Here is a 17891-nt window from a genome sequence, read left to right as displayed (position 1 = left end):
TAGCGAGTCATGATGATTTTATTTCAAATTAACCTCGTCGCTACCTGCCACCAAGACCAGATGCGAACGATGGAAAAAAACGTTTAGCCTTTAATTATTAAAATATTTTTTATGAGTCAATCAATTAAGTCTAAAACACCGATTTTAGTCATACATGGCGGTGCGGGCGCCATCTCAAAAAGAAGTATAGATTCCACATCTCGTACCCAGTACGAAGATGCTCTTAAAAATATTTTGCAGCATGCTTCTAAAGAACTTTTTCAAGGAGGAAGCGCAATTGATGCAGTTTCAAACGCAGTTAAACTGCTCGAAGATAACCCATTATTTAATGCTGGGCACGGGGCGGTTTTTACAAGATTGAAGACTCACGAACTAGACGCAGCTATTATGGATGGTAGTACACGAGCTGCTGGCTCAGTTGCCATGGTTTCACACTTAAAGAACCCAATTATGGCTGCACGTCTTGTCATGGAACGAAGCGAACACGTCATGTTAGTTGGTAAAGGTGCAGAAGATTTTGCAATTCAACATGGCGCTGAGCACGTTAGTATGGATTACTTTTCAACTGAATTTCGGCTTAAACAATTAGAAGAAATTCAGCGAAATGGACACACCTCAACAAGGACAGCACTCGATCATGACATATCAACTACCCTTAACGATGCTCCTTTAGACGAGGATAAAAAAATGGGCACAGTAGGTGCGGTAGCCATCGATTTACATGGTAATTTAGCGGCTGCCACATCAACTGGTGGCTTAACAAACAAACTGGTTGGTAGGGTTGGTGACTCACCTATCATTGGCGCTGGTTGCTATGCTGATGATTTATGTGCCATATCCTGTACAGGAACAGGTGAAGCATTCATTCGGCTCGTTGTAGGACATAGTATTGCGGCACAAATGCGCTATGGAAACAGAACGCTAAAAGAAGCGAGTGATGACGTTATCTACGAACAACTTCCTAAAATTCAAGGTGAAGGCGGCCTCATTGCAATCGATAACAAAGGTAATGTAGTCTTACCATTCAATACTGAGGGTATGTACAGAGGAGTGATTTATTCTAATCAAGATTTATGGGTGGCTATTCATGACGAATAATTTACCCCTTAAATCTGAACATAATGTGCATCCAATTACACCTGAATATTTGAATAACACACGAAATATCCTAGAAGTTCATAATCTAAGTGTCGAATTTAAAAACGATCAAGGTACTATTCAAGCTGTTAAAGATATAAGTTTTCACGTAAAACTAGGAGAAACATTAGCAATTGTTGGTGAGTCGGGTTCAGGGAAGTCCGTAACATCATTAGCAATTATGCGTTTAGTTAATTATGGCGGTGGTCGTATCACACAGGGTCAGATCTTGTTTAATGACGACAACAGTAAAATTGATTTAACAAAAGCCACACAAGCTCAAATGCAACAAATCCGTGGCGCTGATATTGCTATGATTTTCCAAGAGCCCATGACTTCTCTTAATCCAATTTTTACTGTTGGAGAGCAAATCGCTGAGTCAATTCGATTACATCAGGGTCTAGGACATCAAGAATCAATGACTAAAGCATTAGAAATGCTTGAACAGGTCCGTATTGCAGATGCTAAAAATATCATTAGACGCTATCCACATCAACTATCAGGTGGCATGAGACAACGTGTCATGATAGCTATGGCACTAGCATGCAAGCCCAAACTATTGATTGCTGATGAGCCAACAACCGCTTTAGATGTAACTATACAAGCACAAATTATTCAACTAATCCATCAGTTACAGAAAGAAATGGGCATGGCGGTTATCTTTATCACTCATGACATGGGTGTAGTTGCAGAGGTTGCTGACCGTGTATTGGTAATGCTTCGAGGAGAACAAGTTGAGAGCAATAACTCTCACGAAATTTTTCATAACCCACAACATCCGTACACTAAAGCTCTCTTGAATGCTGTGCCTCGCTTAGGTTCAATGACTGGTACGTCACTACCAGCGTTGTTCCCAAACTTGGATAATCCCTTTACTTGTGAACAAGAAGTGAAAGATGGACTGCCGAAATTGCGCAAACCCGACTATAGTTCTCCAATACTAGAAGTCAAGGACTTTTGCACACGATTTGATATCCGTACAGGACTATTCAACCGTGTCACTCACCGAGTTCACGCTGTTGAGCATATTAACTTTGATTTGTATCCAGGTGAGACCTTGGCCCTTGTGGGAGAGTCAGGCTGTGGTAAATCCACGACAGGTCGTTCAATATTACGACTAGTTGAATCACAAGCGGGAGAGATTAAGTTTAATGGTCATTCAATCCAACACCTAAAAGCTGCTGAACTGCAAATGCTAAGACGTAATATTCAATTTATTTTTCAGGATCCTTATGCATCACTAGACCCGCGAATCACCATCGGCTATTCCATCATTGAACCAATTTTGATACATAAATTGATGACTCGTGTTGAGGCAGAAAAACGAATGTATGAACTACTTGTAAAGGTTGGTCTGCCAACCAGTGCAGCTCAACGCTACCCACATGAATTTTCCGGAGGTCAAAGACAAAGGATTTGTATTGCTAGAGCCCTAGCTATGAACCCTAAAGTAGTGATCGCAGATGAATCAGTATCAGCTTTAGATGTTTCTATTCAAGCACAAATAGTCAATTTACTCATTAAGTTACAACAAGAGCTAGGTATTGCATTTATTTTTATTTCCCATGACATGGCTGTTGTTGAGCGTATTAGCCACCGTGTAGCTGTTATGTACTTGGGACAAATTGTGGAGATTGGTAGCCGACAGGATATATTTGAAAACCCACAACATCCGTATACAAAACGATTGCTTAATGCAGTACCTATTGCAGACCCTAGTCGCCGTCATCTGGAGCGTGAGCTACTGACAGGAGAAATACCAAGCCCCATTCGTAAAATTGGTGATGAACCAATAATTCATCCACTCACTCATTTAGGTGGTCAACATTACGTAGCTCAAACATATTATGAGCATTAACTTGTATTTAGGAGAATAAATACATGAAAACTTTTACCTTAAAACACGCTGCTCTTTCCACTTTATTTGCATTAAGCTCCTTTACCAGCAACGCTTGGGCAACTAAAGATGTTACCATCGCAGTTGAAATCACACTTGATTCTCTAGACCCATATAACACCAATTCAACCTTAGCACAAGCTGTTGGTAAGGGGTACTATGAGGGCCTATTGGCTTTTGATAAAGATTTAAATATCAAACCCCTTTTAGCTGAACGTATTGAAGCAAATGACAACGGCACTGTTTATCATATCCAGTTAAGAAAAGGTGTTAAATTCCATGATGGCACTGACTTTACGGCTACCGCTGTAAAAGCCAACTTTGAGAGAGTACTTGATAAATCTAACGCATTAGCTCGTTACAATCAATTCAGTCGCATCAAAGAAATCGAAGTGGTAAATGATCATGAAGTCAAAATCACCTTAACTGAACCATTCTCCGCCTTCATGAATGCATTAGCTCATCCTTCTGCGATGATGATCTCGCCTACGGCCCTAGAAAAATGGGGTAAAGACATCACTTTTCATCCGACTGGCACTGGACCATTTAAGTTTGTAGAATGGAAACCTGCCGAATCAGTCAAGATGGAGAAATTTGATGGTTATTGGCAAGAAGGATATCCAAAAGTCGACAGTTTAACTTTTCGCACTGTAAGTGATAACAATACACGTGCTGCTGTGCTTCACACTGGCGAAGTAGACGCTGCCTACCCCTTACCTTACGAGCAAGTAAGTCGTCTAGAAAAGAACAAAAAACTACAACTCATTTCTGCGCCGTCCATTATTGCGCGATATATCTCCATGAATGTTCTTCAGAAACCTTTTGATGATGTACGTGTTCGTCAAGCTGTTAACTATGCAATTAATAAAGAGGCGCTCGCCAAGGTTGCCTATGCAGGTCACGCCTTCCCTTCACAAGGTGTGATTCCTCAGGGAGTTGCTTACGCTCACCAAATGGACCCGTGGCCTTATGATCCAGAAAAAGCGAAGGAGCTTCTGAAGGAAGCTGGCTATGCTGATGGTTTTAATACAACACTCTGGGCAGGCTCCAATGATGGTACCACAGCTAAAGCATCGCAGTTTTTACAACAACAGCTCGCTCAAGTCGGCATTAAGGCTTCTGTTGAATTGCTTGAATCAGGCCAAAGAGTTGAAAGAGTAGCTCAGGCCAAAGACCCAGAGACTGCACCAGTACGAATGTATTTTGCCGGCTGGTCAGCATCAACAGGTGAGGCAGACTGGGCATTACGCCCTCTGTTAGCAACAAACGGTTGGCCACCAGTCTTTAACAATACAGCCTACTACTCGAACGAGATGGTCGACAAAAACATCGCAGATGCTTTAAGCACGACTGATGAAGCTGAAAAAACTCGGCTTTATAAAGAAGCACAAGAACAAATCTGGAATGATGCACCTTGGGCTTTTTTAGTAACTGGTAAATTACTCTACGCTCACTCTACTAAAATTTCTGGGTTTAATGTTATGCCCGATGGATCATTTGAGTATAGAGATTTAGATAAAGCCGAATAAAGCGAAATCATTTCTTGTCGCTAGGCTTAGGCCTAGCGCTTTTTTAAAAATCTATGCTTAGTTATTTTTTTAAACGCCTATTGGGAATAATCCCTACACTTCTAATCGTAGCAGTTGTAGTATTCCTTTTTGTCCATGCCCTGCCTGGTGATCCTGCACGTCTAGCTGCAGGCCCTGAGGCAGACGAACAGACCGTAGAACTTCTAAGACAACAACTTGGCTTAGATCAACCCTTATATAACCAATTTATACAATACATTAGTAATTTACTAAATGGTGATTTGGGTTACTCCTTACGCACGAAACGCCCAGTTGTAACTGAAATTCTTGATCGCTTAGGCCCTACAATCTTGCTGACCATTACAAGTATGGTTTGGTCTGTTATTTTTGGTTTAGTAATCGGTATAGTTTCGGCTGTTTGGCGCAATAGACTACCTGATAGAATTGGAATGACTATTGCCGTATCAGGAATTTCCTTCCCAGCCTTTGCGCTAGGAATGGTTTTAATGCAGATTTTCTCAGTAGAATTGGGTCTTCTTCCTGCTATAGGTGCAGGCACTTGGAAACATTATATATTACCGTCAATTACGTTAGGCGCTGGTGCAGCAGCTGTAATGGCAAGATTTACACGTGCTGCATTCGTTGAGGTAATGAAAGAAGATTATGTTCGTACAGCTCGAGCAAAAGGTTTGAGCGAGCGAGTTGTCATTACCAAACATATTTTCAAGAACGCTCTCATTCCCGTTGTCACCATGATGGGTCTACAGTTTGGATTTCTTTTAGGTGGCTCAATCGTAGTTGAAACTGTTTTTGCTTGGCCTGGAGTTGGCATGCTCTTAGTTGACGCAGTTAATATGCGTGATTACCCCGTAATTCAAGGACTAATCTTACTTTTCTCTCTGGAATTTATATTGATTAACCTAATAGTCGATATTTTATATGGTGTAATTAACCCCACCATTAGGTATCGTTAGAGGCCAGTCTATGAATAATATCAATAATACGATTGATGTTCCTAACGCTAACCGCGTACGTACACCCTTAAGTGAATTTTGGCGCAAGTTTAGAAAACAGAAACTGGGAATGGCCGCAGGTATATTCATTCTTATCCTTGTAATTGTGGCTTTTCTTGCACCCTGGATCGTCCCTTTTGACCCTGAGACATTTTTTGACTATGAAGCACTAAATGAACCACCATCATGGTCTCACTGGTTTGGGGTGGATTCTCTAGGTCGAGATATCTTTAGTAGGGTTATCATGGGCGCACGAATTTCCCTAGCAGCCGGTTTCATCTCTGTAGCCCTAGGAGCCCTAGTAGGTACTACACTAGGATTAATCGCTGGTTATTACGAGGGTTGGTCTGAACGAATTATCATGCGCTTATCAGATGTTTTACTCGCCTTCCCTGGAATTTTACTTGCTATCGGAGTCGTTGCTATTTTAGGCTCAAGCATGGTTAACGTTATTATTGCTGTCGCTGTATTTAGTGTTCCTGCTTTCGCTCGGCTTGTGCGTGGTAGCACTTTAAGTCTTAAACAGATGACCTATATTGAAGCTATGCGTAGTGTTGGAGCTCCTGACTCAACCATTCTATTTAAGCATATTCTTCCTGGGACCATTTCGCCTATTGTGGTTTACGGCACCATGCGTATTGGCACCTCTATTATTACTGCTGCCAGTTTATCCTTTTTAGGAATGGGTGCTCAGCCCCCAACCCCTGAGTGGGGCGCCATGTTAAATGATGCTCGAGCAGATATGTTAATAGCTCCACATGTCGCACTCTTCCCTGCGCTTGCTATTTTTTTTACAGTCTTAGCATTTAACTTATTAGGTGATGGTCTACGAGATGCTCTGGACCCGAAATTAGATTAATGGATAACTATAAACTACATGTTGGACGACTTAAACCTGGACCATTAAATTCAATTACTGATGTCGCAGGGATACAAGTAGGACACTGCACATTAAGTAAAGGTTCAATACAAACTGGAGTAACTGTGGTTCTTCCACCGAGTCCTAACCTATTTCAATTCAAAATTCCTGCTGCTGTCTCAGTAATCAATGGCTTTGGCAAGAGTGTTGGACTTATACAGATTGAGGAGCTAGGTCAATTAGAAACGCCCATCGCTTTGACCAACACCTTTTCTGTAAGTGATGTGGCCAAGGCACAAATACGCCAAACATTAGTTCACAATCCAGAATGTGGGCGCTCTTTATCAACTGTCAACCCCTTAGTTCTTGAATGTAACGATGGATATCTAAATGACTTGCATGCGTTTGCTATCAATGAAACGCACTACATAGCAGCTATTAAGGATGCACAAGTTGTGTTCGAACAAGGTGCTGTTGGGGCGGGCCGTGGCATGACAAGCTTTGGGGTTAAAGGTGGCATAGGCTCAGCTTCTAGAATAATTGCAATAGACAATACAAAATACACGGTAGGCGCGTTAGTACTAGCTAATTTTGGTCGCAGTTCACAACTACTATTCCGTGGCAACTGGATTGGTAAAGAGCTTGAAAAAGCAATTGAACGCAATAAAACTACGCATGAGTTAGATCAAAATGAAAAAGGCTCAATTATTATCATAATAGCAACTGATGCTCCTCTTGAATCCCGTCAACTCAAAAGATTGTCGAAGCGTAGTTCTGCAGGTTTAGCCCGTACGGGTTCAGTTTACGGTCATGGAAGTGGAGATATTGCCATAGCATTTAGTACAGCTTACACACAAACGATAGATGCTCAAAACCAACAATCAGTACCAAGTTTTTTACATGAAACGGTATTAGATCCTTTATTTGAAGCAGTAGTTGAATCGGTGGAGCACGCTATATTAAATGCTTTATGGCATGCTACAACTGTGACGGGCAGAGATGGTCACGAGCGCATTGCATTACGTGACGTTGACCTAAATTGGGAGTCCATTTTAAGGTGATGATATGAAAATTTTAATTTCAGTCGATATTGAAGGTGTTGCAGGTGTTACGCATCCTCAACAAGTGCGTCCTGGCAACGCCGAGTATGAGCAGGCTAGACGCTGGATGACTGAAGAAACGAACGCAGCCATTCGAGGCGCTTTTGCTGGTGGTGCTTCGCAGGTCATCGTCAACGATTCACATGCTGATTTTAGAAATCTTATTTTAAGTGAACTGGATGAAAGAGCAAGCATCATTACTGGTAAGCCACGCTATCTTGGAATGATGTCGGGCGTGGAACAACAGACTAACGCTATATTCATGATAGGGTATCATGCTAAATCGCATCGTGCCGGTGTATTGGCACATACAATAAACAGCTTTGCCTTTAAAGAAGTTAGAGTTAATGGTAAAGCTTACGGTGAGGCAGGCCTGTATGGTGCACTAGCGGGTGAATTTAATTGCCCAATCGCTTTAATATCAGGTGATGACCAATTTATCACGGAAACAAGTGAGCTCTTCCCAGGTGTTGTTACAGCACAGACTAAAATAGCTCATGGTTTCACGTCGTGCACATCGTTAACACCAAAAGCGTCTGCGCAGCTTATTGAAAACCAAGCAACTGTAGCAGCTTCCACAGCAACAGATTTAAAACCTTTTAAAATCAATGCACCACTACAAATTGAGGTTGATACCCAAACCCCTGCTCTAGCAGATCTATTTGGTCAACTCCCTTTAACGGATCGCCTTACTGCTTATACGCTTAAGTTTAATGCTGGCAGCATGTACGAAGCAATTCGAATTTTAAATTGCTTTTCAGCGATGAGCACCATGCTCAGATAATAAAACGATCTCTACCTTCCGCTGAATTTAAAGTAGTTTACAATTGAAACCTAAGGAAAGACCCATAACAAATGAGCAGATGCTTCAAGCAACCAGGGTAAAAAACCATCATTTGAGATCATCAAAATGGATAGAATACTGAACTTAACTAATTCACTAGAACTTGCAAAATGAGGTGTTTGGCAACGTAGGTGTACCTAATAAAGAGAAAGTCAATACAGTGAACCTAACCGTATTGATGTTCAATTTAAACACAAATGAATTGTAAGGAACCCCTCCCTTACAATTCTGTGTGACGGATGAGGCATAAGCCTCACCCTATTTACCCGCAAGCGACTCCATCAATGACCTAAATAGGCCTTACCCACTTGATCATTAAGCAAGAGATTAGCACCCGTATCGTGCAACACAATACGTCCCGTCTCCAACACATAACCACGATCGGCAATTTGTAATGCCTTATTAGCATTTTGCTCGACTAGGAACACCGTGATACCATCATCACGGATGGTTTTGATAATCTCAAAAATCTGCTCAATAATTAATGGCGCTAAGCCCAGGGTAGGCTCATCTAACAGCAGCATTCTGGGTTTACTCATCAAGGCACGGCCAATAGCTAGCATCTGCTGCTCACCGCCCGACATCAAGCCAGAGCGCTGTGTGGCACGCTCACGCAAGCGAGGGAAAAGCTCAAATACATGCTCTAGCCCAGCCTCAATCTCCTCACGGTTTAAAAAGAAACCACCCATCTGGAGGTTTTCGAGTACATTCAGGTCCGGAAAAACGCGCCGTCCCTCCGGTGAAATCGCTAACCCCTTACGCATAATGGCATGCGTCGGTAGCTCTGAAATATCCTCACCCATAAAATGGATGCTACCGGTGCGAACGCGTGGATTACCGCAAATGGTTGAGAGCGTGGTGGTCTTACCGGCACCATTACTACCGATTAAGGTAACAATCTCGCCCTCATCTATGTGTAAGCTAACATCGTGCAGGGCCTGAATTGCACCGTAGCCCGAATTAATACTATCCAGTTTTAACATTGCCATGATTACTCTCCGAGATAAGCCTTAATCACTTCAGGATCATTACGTACCTGCTCTGGGGTACCGGTAATTAAAGGCTTACCATACTCCATTGCTAAAATACGATCGGAAATATTCATAATCAAGCCCATATCATGCTCAATTAATAGCACCGATAAATCATAATCATGACGTAACTGATTGATTAGACTAGCTAACTCAATCTTTTCCTGTGGGTTTAAACCGGCTGCCGGCTCATCTAACAATAAGAGCTTAGGCTCGGTAATCATACAACGCGCAATTTCTAAACGACGTTGATGACCATAAGCTAAATTACCCGCTTCGCGATTAGCGAATTCCTTGATACCCATAAACTCCAACCAAAAAACCGCCCTTTCTAAAGCTTGCTTTTCAGCGCGTCGATGACTGGGTAAATTCAATAAGCCGCGCAGAAAACCGGCGCCTTTATTGTGTTGCGCTACCAACAGATTTTCCAAGACCGTGAGATTTTTAAATAAACGCACGTTTTGAAAGGTTCTCACGAGGCCCTGTCTAGCCACCATATGACTAGTCCAGCCGGTGATATCCTTTGAGTTTAACGTGATGTTACCGCTAGTTGGCTTATAAAAACCGCTGACGCAATTAAATACCGTGGTTTTACCTGCACCATTTGGGCCAATAATAGCAAAGATCTCATTCTTCCTTACCTCAAAAGAAACATGATCAACTGCCAATAAACCACCAAAACGCATGCAGATATCACGAGCTTCTAAAACAATATCACTCATTACTTAATCTCCACATGGGCACGTTGTGCAGGTAATAAACCCTGAGGTCGCCAGACCATCATCAATACCATCACTAAACCGAAAATCAACATCCGATATTCAGCAAATTGACGTGCAATCTCAGGCAAGGCGGTTAATAAGATCGCCGCAAGAATCACGCCCACTTGTGAGCCCATACCACCCAGCACCACCACTGCAAGGATTAAGGCCGACTCAATAAAGGTAAAGGACTCGGGGTTAACTAAGCCTTGTCGCGCTGCAAAAAACGCACCACCGAAACCGGCAAACATCGCACCTAAGGTAAAGGCGGATAATTTGATCGTGGTCGGATTCAGACCCAAGGAACGACAAGCAATCTCATCCTCACGTAAGGCCTCCCAAGCACGACCAATGGGCATACGAATCAAGCGATTAGAAACTAATAAGGTAATCACCGCCAAAGCCAAAGCTAATAGATAGAGATAAATCACCACATGATTCGCATCATAGGCCCATCCCATCATCTGATGGAAAGTCTCCTCACCCGCCGGCGCACGACGCGTCATGGCATGACCTAACAAAGTTGGCTTAGGGATATTGGCAATACCATCCGGACCACCCGTCCATTGGCTGAGGTTAATTAATAAAAGACGAATAATCTCACCAAAACCTAAGGTCACAATAGCTAAATAGTCGCCCCTTAATCTCAGTACTGGGAAACCGAGTAGATAACCGAACAAGGCAGCCATGCCACCGGCAACGGGTAAAGCGGACCAGAAGCCCCAACCAGCCCAATGGAATAATAAGGCGTAGGTATAGGCACCAACCGCATAAAAACCCACAAAGCCCAGATCGAGTAAACCCGCAAAACCCACGACAATATTTAAACCCAATCCTAACATCACATAAATGAGGACAAGCGTCGCAATATCGACATTAGAACGGGAACTAAAAAAGGGCCAAATTGCAGCAGCGGTAACCACTAATAAAATCAGTAAATTAATCGTCCGCGGCTTTAATACAGGTATCGCCCAACCACTGCCGCGCTTATTCTTGGCAAAGCTTTTAAATAAATAAGGACGGAAGAGTTGCACCACAAAGACCGCAGCAATACCCATCAACACAAATTCCCAATTAGGAACAATGTGCGTCTTTGCGCCTTGACGTACGAGCTGTAAACCGAAAATAGGAATGGTTAAAATGGCGGTTAATACAGCAGAAAAAATTGCAGTTTTAAGATTTTCAGCCATTAGACTTTCTCCACTTCAGGTTTACCTAAGAGTCCAGTCGGACGAAAAAGTAGAATCAATACTAATAAGCTAAATGCCACAATGTCTTTGTATTCAGAAGACCAGTAAGCCGCCGCTAAGGTTTCTACCACACCGAGTAATAGCCCGCCTAGAATCGCCCCAGGAATACTACCGATACCGCCCAATACCGCCGCAGTAAAGGCCTTAATACCGGCAATAAAACCAATAAATGGATTTAATTTACCGATCGCCAGTGCAATTAATACACCGCCCACCGCGGCTAGCATCGCTCCTAACACAAAGGTAAAGGAAACCACACGGTTGGTATCAATACCTAGTAGATTAGCCATCTGCATATCTTGTGAACAGGCACGTGAAGCACGTCCCATACGAGAATTCTTAATATAGAGCGTGAGCGCAATCATTAAGACAAAGACGACCAGGATAATCAACAGGCGTGAGTAGGAGAACATGACGGGATAACCAACGCCCATATCCCAGCGAAATGCGCCGGAAATGACATTAGGTACCGCCATATCACGCGCACCCTGACCAAGGGCTACCCAGTTCTGTAAGAAAATTGACATACCAATAGCCGCGATCAGTGAAACTAAACGCGGACTATTACGCGCCGGTCTATACGCTACTCGCTCAATGGTATAACCGTAGACACCGGTCACCACGGCGGCAACTAAAATCATAAACAGAATCAATAAAGGCAAAGGCAGAAAGCCATTAACCCCTATCGCCGTCAATGTAACCAAACCAACATATGCCCCGATCATATAAACTTCACCGTGCGCGAAGTTAATCATACCAATAATGCCATAGACCATCGTATAGCCAATCGCAATTAAGGCGTAAATGGCTCCTAGTGAGAGACCATTAAACAGCTGCTGTATAAGCTGAGGCAGAAAATCCATAAGTTCGTGCCCTTATAAGTAAAACAAGAGGCAATCATAATACGTAATTAGTTAAGAAACTATTGGCAATAACACTTAATTTTTGACACAAAACTAAGGATTAATATACCTGTGATTTTTAATGAGCGTTCACGACCCAAGCGACTGAGCAATGCAAATTCATATTTTTTAAATGTGATTATGCTATAAACATACTATTTTGCCGCCATAGGGCAGCAGCGACTCTCAATTGATAAAAGGATACACTGTGCTTAGCCTACTCACTAGCGACCATCAACATAGCACCCCTCATCTTGATAAAAAAGGCTTAGCAATATTTGAAAAATATGTCGCTCAGGCGAATTGCTATGTAGAGTACGGCGCTGGCGCCAGTACTTGGCATGCACATGAATTAGGCGCCAAGCAAATTATCGCCGTTGACTCTTCGGCTGAATGGATTCACAAGGTACAAGCGCATCTCCCCGATAGCAAGCAGGTGGAGCTCATCTATTGCGATATTGGTCCGGTTGGCCAATGGGGTAAGCCAATGGATGATAGGAAAATTAAACACTACCATGAGTATATGCTGGCGCCTTGGCGCTTAGCCCAACAAAAAGGGCTGCAGGTCGATCTGATTATGATTGATGGTCGCTTCCGAGTAGCTTGTTTTTTATATAGTCTGCTCTGTGCGGAAGCTGGCACGGTGATACTATTTGATGATTACAGTCTACGCTTTCGCTACCACCTAGTTGAGGATTTTTGTCCTAAGGTTGCGAGTCATGGCCGCTTAGCTGAATTTCATGTCAGCAAGGATTATGAGCTAAGCGAACTGGTTGCCATGATAGCGAAGTATTCGATTATCATCGATTAGCCACACCGCTATCAAGGCGCCTTACTTGACTTAAGCCCTTAAAGCCACGCTGAATAGCACAGCGTCGGCAAACAACAGGCTAGTCACTGCTAACCACCATATTTTTTTTGGGTTTTGCCGTACCGAGGTTCCACATCAACGCTCTAAAGGGAGCCAGCAGCATAATCGACAAACTCACCTTGAGTAGCAAGTCACCTAGGGTAAGCGTAAACCAAGGCACGCCCGTACCCACAAAGGCAACAGCAAAAAACACAAAGGTATCGATAACCGAAGCGAGCACGCCCGCTAATAAAGGCGCCAACCACCATGCCTGTTGACGCAAGCGATGAAACACGAAAATATCAAGCACATGCGCCAGTAAAAAAGCCGTACCGGAAGCCAAGGCGATTCTCGGCGTTGACAAATAAATCGATACAATCAATGCCGCAGCAAAACCCCAGTACACAATTCGACGTGCCGCTTGCGGACCAAAGCGACGATTCATCAGATCGGTCACTAAAAAAGTCACGGGATAGGTAACAGCCCCCAAGGTTAACCAATCATTAATATGAAACTGTGGTTGCACAAAATAATTGGACGCTGCCACTAAGGCACACATAATCGCTAAAGCAATCAGGCGTTGATGCGGTCTGATTGCTTCAAATTGCATGCCACTAAAGTGCGTATCTTGTACTTGCGACATAAGGCTCAAAAAACTCCAACGATAAAAATTAAGAAGATCGATGAGGACTTAATTCCACGGCCAATTCCTTGGCGCGCTCATAGGCTGCCTGCATTGCCATGGCCACAATGGCTTTTAGATCCTCACGCTCGAATACGGACAAGGCCTGCTCCGTCGTCCCGTTTTTAGAGGTGACATTGGCTCTAAGCTGCGCAATTGGCAAGGACGACTGCGCCATCATCTGAGTCGCACCTTTAAGCGTCTGAATCGCATGTTGACGGGCTGTTGCTTGATCATAGCCAAGAGCAATAGCACCCTCAATCAGCGCTTCGGCAAATAAATACACATACGCCACCCCACTACCACTTAAGGCCGTCACCGCATCCAACATGGACTCCTCAGCAACGAAGTCTACTCGACCACATGCCTTAAACATCGCTGCAAAACGAGTACGCTCTGCGGCTGTCACGGCGACCGCACAATAGGCCGCAATCACACCCTCACCCACTAAGGAAGGTGTATTTGGCATGGTGCGAATGATTTTCAATATAGAATCGTCACGCTGTGTGAGAAAATAAGCTAAGGAGGCAGTACTTAAACCGGCTGCCACACTAATTACCAGCTTATCAGCCGAAAAAAACGGCTGATACTCCTGCAGCACCGTCTGCATCATCTGCGGCTTAAGCGCTAATAACCAAATATCGGCATCGGCAAAAGCCGCACTAGCACCAATTTGTACCTGCTGTACACCCTTGGCACGCCAGTTATTCAAGGACGCTTCCGAATTGACAGAAATCAATAGCTCATCAGCTTGACAACTACCCTGCAGCAGCATGCCATCAATAATCGCGGCAGCCATATTACCACCGCCGATAACACCAATCTTCATAGTTTATCTAATGCTATACTAGGGCAACGCCATTGAAAATAACATCGCTTATAGTTTTTAGGCTACCTTAACCTTAGGTTCAGCAATCGCTGCACCCACCTCACCAATCACACTGGCTAAGTTAAAGCCCTCCGCCTTAAGCAGCGCCAACACCTCATCCACCGCCTCCGGACTTACAGCTAATAACAAGCCGCCAGAGGTCTGCGGATCGGTTAAGAGCGCACGATCGACATCCGTCATGCCCTCAGCTAATTCGACACGCTCGCCAATCGCATGCCAGTTACGACCAGAAGCACCGGTAATATAGCCCTGCTCGGCAAGCTCACGTGCACCCTCTAAAAATGGTACTTGCGCTAGCTTAATATGCAAATCAACACCCGAAGCACGCGCAATCTCAGCCGCATGACCTAATAAAGCAAAGCCCGTCACATCCGTCATCGCATGCACCGCCGCCATAGGACCAAGCTTTGCACCTGGTGTATTCAGCTGAGTGGTGGAGGCAATCATCAATTGATAGGCAGCCTCAGGCAAGGCGTTTTTCTTAAGTGCTGCGGAAAATACACCGATCCCAAGCCCCTTGGTGAGAATCAACACATCACCCGTTTTAGCCTTTGAGTTACGCTTAATCTGCTCAGGATGCACTGTACCCATCGCCGCTAAGCCGTAAATTGGCTCAACCGAATCAATTGAGTGCCCGCCAGCTACCGGAATACCTGCTTGCTGACACACATCGGCACCACCCTGAAGAATTTTAGCAATTTGATCATGCGGTAAAACATTAATCGGCATTGCCACCAAGGCTAAGGCCATCACGGGCGTGCCACCCATGGCATAAATATCTGATAAGGCATTGGTCGCTGCAATGCGACCAAAATCATAAGGATCGTCGACAATTGGCATAAAAAAGTCTGTAGTCGCAATCAATGCCTGCTCATCGTTTAAACGAAAAACCGCTGCATCATCGGCCGTCTCATTGCCCACCAAAAGATTTGGAAAAGCTTGCCCCGTCGGCATACTCGCCATCAGATTAGACAGTACATCGGGGGCGATTTTACAACCGCAGCCACCGCCATGCGATAAAGAGGTTAAACGAGGGGATTGATTAGATTGCGTAGTATTACTTTCAGCCATGAGACTCACCATCTGAAATAAAATTGGCGGAAGGTAGCAGGAGTCGAACCTACCTGGGAATGTCTGACATCCCCAACTGGATTTGAAGCCCAGCCGCAACACCGGTTACGCATACCTTCCGACGAAGTTAACGCTCTATTATAACCAATCTAAAGAGCGGTTGCGAACTAATCTTCGTTCCTTGACCCGACGCGTTAAACCAGCCCGATCAAAATACTCTAACACCTGCACCGCGCGCTTGCGTCCCAGCCCTGATGCGTCTCTAAACTCGGCCGTGCCAATATCATCTTGAGGTTCCATGCTGAGTACAATCTGTGCCAAGCGCTGTAATGACTTACGGTGATAAAAAAGATCATGCACCACTTGGAAAATTTCACCTTGACGGCTTAAGCGACGTAATACCTGTCGTACATCACCCTCTTCTGCTCCTAATTGCTTAGCAATATCACGCACCCAAGGTGGATTAGAACCACCCGCTTCAACCATCGGTAAAATCTGCTCGGCTAACTGCGCCTCTTGCGCCGATAACACCGGGATATGATCTGGTAAATGCAATAAACTGCGAGTGCGAGCAATCCGCCCCTGCTCAAGTAGCGAGCGCACTAATAACTGCCATAAGCCATCGCTCACCTTGGGTAAGCTCATACGTCGCATACGCAACAGCTCTACCCCCACCTCGTCCGGTGCCTGCTCATGAAAAGCCGCTAAGCGCTGCACCACCTGCTCAGCTAAAGCCTGCCATTGAACCGCTAAAATCCAAATCGTCTGCGCTTGTGCACCACCCGGCACCAAGGCCAACACACCTGGTGGCTGGGTCAATTTATCCAAAGACTTAGCGGTTAAGCGTAAAAGTGTTTTTTCACTTAAACCATAGGGCGCTAATTTTAACAATACCTCGATACTGGCACCGTTTAAAAAAGCCTCCACCCCCGCTAACCACGCTAAGCGTTCGGGTGAACGACGCTTACGATCGGGTGCATTAGGATGCAGAATCCGACCGCCACCGATGGTTTGCGTCGCCTGCGGATTACGAATAATAAAGCGATCGCCGGTCATACTGCAAATCGGCTCGGTGGACACCAACTGCACCATGGCACGCTGTCCTGGCTCAACCCTATCCTGACTTAATGGCACCGCATGCACATAATAATGCTTTGCCGCAATATGCAAATGCAAGGGCGTCCACGCCTGAATTCTTTGTTCTGATGAGTGCAGCAACTGCAAGCTCACATCAATATTAAACGAGGGCGTGAAGCTACGCGCATCAGCAATCCAATCACCGCGCTCAATGGTATCCTTGGTCATACCAACGACATTGAGGGCACAACGTTGACCAGCACGCGCCGTTTGCGAAGGTTGATCCTGCGCATGGATAGAGCGAACTCGTAGCGACTGAGCTGAGGGAAAGTGCCTTAAATCAATCACCTCACCTGCGGCTTGAGCTGCTTGAACACGTAAGTCCAATTCACCCCCATGCACAGTACCCGTCACCACAGTACCCTGCCCACTTAAGGTAAAGACGCGGTCTACTGCCAAGCGAAATAGACCCTCAGCCTGTTGATTACCGCGCGCCTCAGCCTCTTTAAATAAATACTCACGTAACTCATCAATACCCAGATGGTCCTCAGCTAAGGCATCCGTTACAAAAAGCGGTGCTTTTTCCAAAAAACTACCGGCGACCAAGGCCTCTATTTCTTGCTTGACCTCATCGATACGAGCCCCATCAACCACTGCGGCTTTAGTAATCACAATGGCCCCAGTCGTGATATGAAGTAAAGAAAGAATCGCTAAATGCTCACGGGTCTGCGGCATCACCCCGTCATCGGCAGCCACCACCAATAAGGCAAAATCAATACCAGTGGCGCCAGCAACCATGGTACGAATTAAACGCTCATGCCCCGGCACATCAATAAAGCCAAGCACATCGCCATTAGCTAAGGGGGTATAGGCATAACCTAATTGAATCGAAATCCCGCGTCTTTTTTCTTCCTTTAAACGATCAGTTTCAACCCCCGTTAAAGCCCGGATTAAGGTCGTTTTACCATGGTCAATATGACCTGCTGTACCAATAATCAT

The 17891-nt window shown here is 44.6% G+C and carries 16 protein-coding genes and 1 tRNA gene; 8 read left to right on the top strand and 9 right to left on the bottom strand.

Annotated features, from left to right (window positions below; all coding sequences use genetic code 11):
* The first annotated feature begins 111 nt into the window (after positions 1–111).
* Genes A3GA_RS0106560 through A3GA_RS0106530 form a run of 7 tightly spaced genes read left to right on the top strand, consistent with a single transcriptional unit; the run spans position 112 to position 8319 of the window.
* Positions 112–1098, top strand: a complete 987-nt coding sequence (locus A3GA_RS0106560; protein ID WP_018026596.1) for an isoaspartyl peptidase/L-asparaginase family protein — start codon at positions 112–114, stop codon at positions 1096–1098.
* Entirely contained in the window at positions 1088–2995 is a 1908-nt protein-coding gene (locus A3GA_RS0106555) for a dipeptide ABC transporter ATP-binding protein (protein WP_018026595.1), read from the top strand. Before A3GA_RS0106560 ends, A3GA_RS0106555 begins: the two co-directional genes overlap by 11 nt.
* Positions 2996–3018: 23 nt before the next feature.
* Positions 3019–4563 carry a glutathione ABC transporter substrate-binding protein GsiB gene (gsiB, locus tag A3GA_RS0106550; RefSeq protein ID WP_018026594.1) on the top strand — a complete coding sequence of 515 codons (1545 nt, stop codon included), beginning with the start codon at positions 3019–3021 and terminating at the stop codon, positions 4561–4563.
* A 53-nt stretch (positions 4564–4616) separates the two neighbouring features.
* Positions 4617–5537, top strand: coding sequence for a glutathione ABC transporter permease GsiC (gene gsiC, locus A3GA_RS0106545; RefSeq protein ID WP_018026593.1), 921 nt, complete (start codon positions 4617–4619; stop codon positions 5535–5537).
* Positions 5538–5547: 10 nt separating this feature from the next.
* Complete coding sequence (gene gsiD / locus A3GA_RS0106540) at positions 5548–6435, top strand: glutathione ABC transporter permease GsiD (protein WP_018026592.1); 888 nt, start codon at positions 5548–5550, stop codon at positions 6433–6435.
* Positions 6435–7496: a DmpA family aminopeptidase gene (locus tag A3GA_RS0106535; RefSeq protein WP_018026591.1), complete on the top strand. Its 1062-nt coding sequence runs from the start codon at positions 6435–6437 to the stop codon at positions 7494–7496. The genes gsiD and A3GA_RS0106535 overlap by 1 nt, the downstream gene beginning before the upstream one ends.
* A gap of 4 nt (positions 7497–7500) precedes the next feature.
* Positions 7501–8319, top strand: a complete 819-nt coding sequence (locus A3GA_RS0106530; protein ID WP_018026590.1) for a M55 family metallopeptidase — start codon at positions 7501–7503, stop codon at positions 8317–8319.
* A gap of 341 nt (positions 8320–8660) precedes the next feature.
* Here the strand turns inward: A3GA_RS0106530 and A3GA_RS0106525 are convergent, their stop codons facing one another.
* Genes A3GA_RS0106525 through livH form a run of 4 tightly spaced genes read right to left on the bottom strand, consistent with a single transcriptional unit; the run spans position 8661 to position 12284 of the window.
* Complete coding sequence (locus A3GA_RS0106525; RefSeq protein ID WP_026156850.1) at positions 8661–9362, bottom strand: ABC transporter ATP-binding protein; 702 nt, start codon at positions 9360–9362, stop codon at positions 8661–8663.
* A gap of 8 nt (positions 9363–9370) precedes the next feature.
* Positions 9371–10132 (bottom strand): high-affinity branched-chain amino acid ABC transporter ATP-binding protein LivG, encoded by a 762-nt coding sequence (gene livG, locus A3GA_RS0106520; protein ID WP_018026588.1) that lies wholly within the window; start codon positions 10130–10132, stop codon positions 9371–9373.
* Complete coding sequence (locus A3GA_RS0106515) at positions 10132–11361, bottom strand: high-affinity branched-chain amino acid ABC transporter permease LivM (RefSeq protein WP_018026587.1); 1230 nt, start codon at positions 11359–11361, stop codon at positions 10132–10134. The genes livG and A3GA_RS0106515 overlap by 1 nt, the downstream gene beginning before the upstream one ends.
* Complete coding sequence (gene livH, locus A3GA_RS0106510; protein WP_018026586.1) at positions 11361–12284, bottom strand: high-affinity branched-chain amino acid ABC transporter permease LivH; 924 nt, start codon at positions 12282–12284, stop codon at positions 11361–11363. Before livH ends, A3GA_RS0106515 begins: the two co-directional genes overlap by 1 nt.
* 247 nt (positions 12285–12531) lie before the next feature.
* Here livH and A3GA_RS0106505 point away from each other — a divergent pair, with 247 nt between their 5' ends.
* Positions 12532–13134, top strand: a complete 603-nt coding sequence (locus tag A3GA_RS0106505; protein ID WP_018026585.1) for a hypothetical protein — start codon at positions 12532–12534, stop codon at positions 13132–13134.
* A gap of 79 nt (positions 13135–13213) precedes the next feature.
* On the opposite strand, the gene A3GA_RS0106500 is transcribed toward A3GA_RS0106505, so the two are convergent.
* The 5 genes from A3GA_RS0106500 to selB all read right to left on the bottom strand — a co-directional run bounded on the left by A3GA_RS0106500 (position 13214) and on the right by selB (position 17891).
* Positions 13214–13816, bottom strand: a complete 603-nt coding sequence (locus A3GA_RS0106500) for a queuosine precursor transporter (protein WP_018026584.1) — start codon at positions 13814–13816, stop codon at positions 13214–13216.
* Positions 13817–13844: 28 nt separating this feature from the next.
* Entirely contained in the window at positions 13845–14684 is an 840-nt protein-coding gene (proC, locus tag A3GA_RS0106495) for a pyrroline-5-carboxylate reductase (RefSeq protein WP_018026583.1), read from the bottom strand.
* Positions 14685–14741: 57 nt separating this feature from the next.
* On the bottom strand, positions 14742–15815 hold the full coding sequence (gene selD / locus A3GA_RS0106490) for a selenide, water dikinase SelD (RefSeq protein ID WP_026156849.1): 1074 nt from the start codon (positions 15813–15815) through the stop codon (positions 14742–14744).
* A gap of 24 nt (positions 15816–15839) precedes the next feature.
* A tRNA-Sec gene (locus A3GA_RS0106485) sits at positions 15840–15935 on the bottom strand.
* 18 nt (positions 15936–15953) lie between these two features.
* Positions 15954–17891: a selenocysteine-specific translation elongation factor gene (selB, locus tag A3GA_RS0106480; protein ID WP_018026582.1), complete on the bottom strand. Its 1938-nt coding sequence runs from the start codon at positions 17889–17891 to the stop codon at positions 15954–15956.

The organism is Oligella urethralis DSM 7531 (genome assembly GCF_000372065.1).
Taxonomy (GTDB): Bacteria; Pseudomonadota; Gammaproteobacteria; order Burkholderiales; family Burkholderiaceae_B; genus Oligella; species Oligella urethralis.
This window is presented reverse-complemented; position numbering and strand designations above follow the sequence as displayed.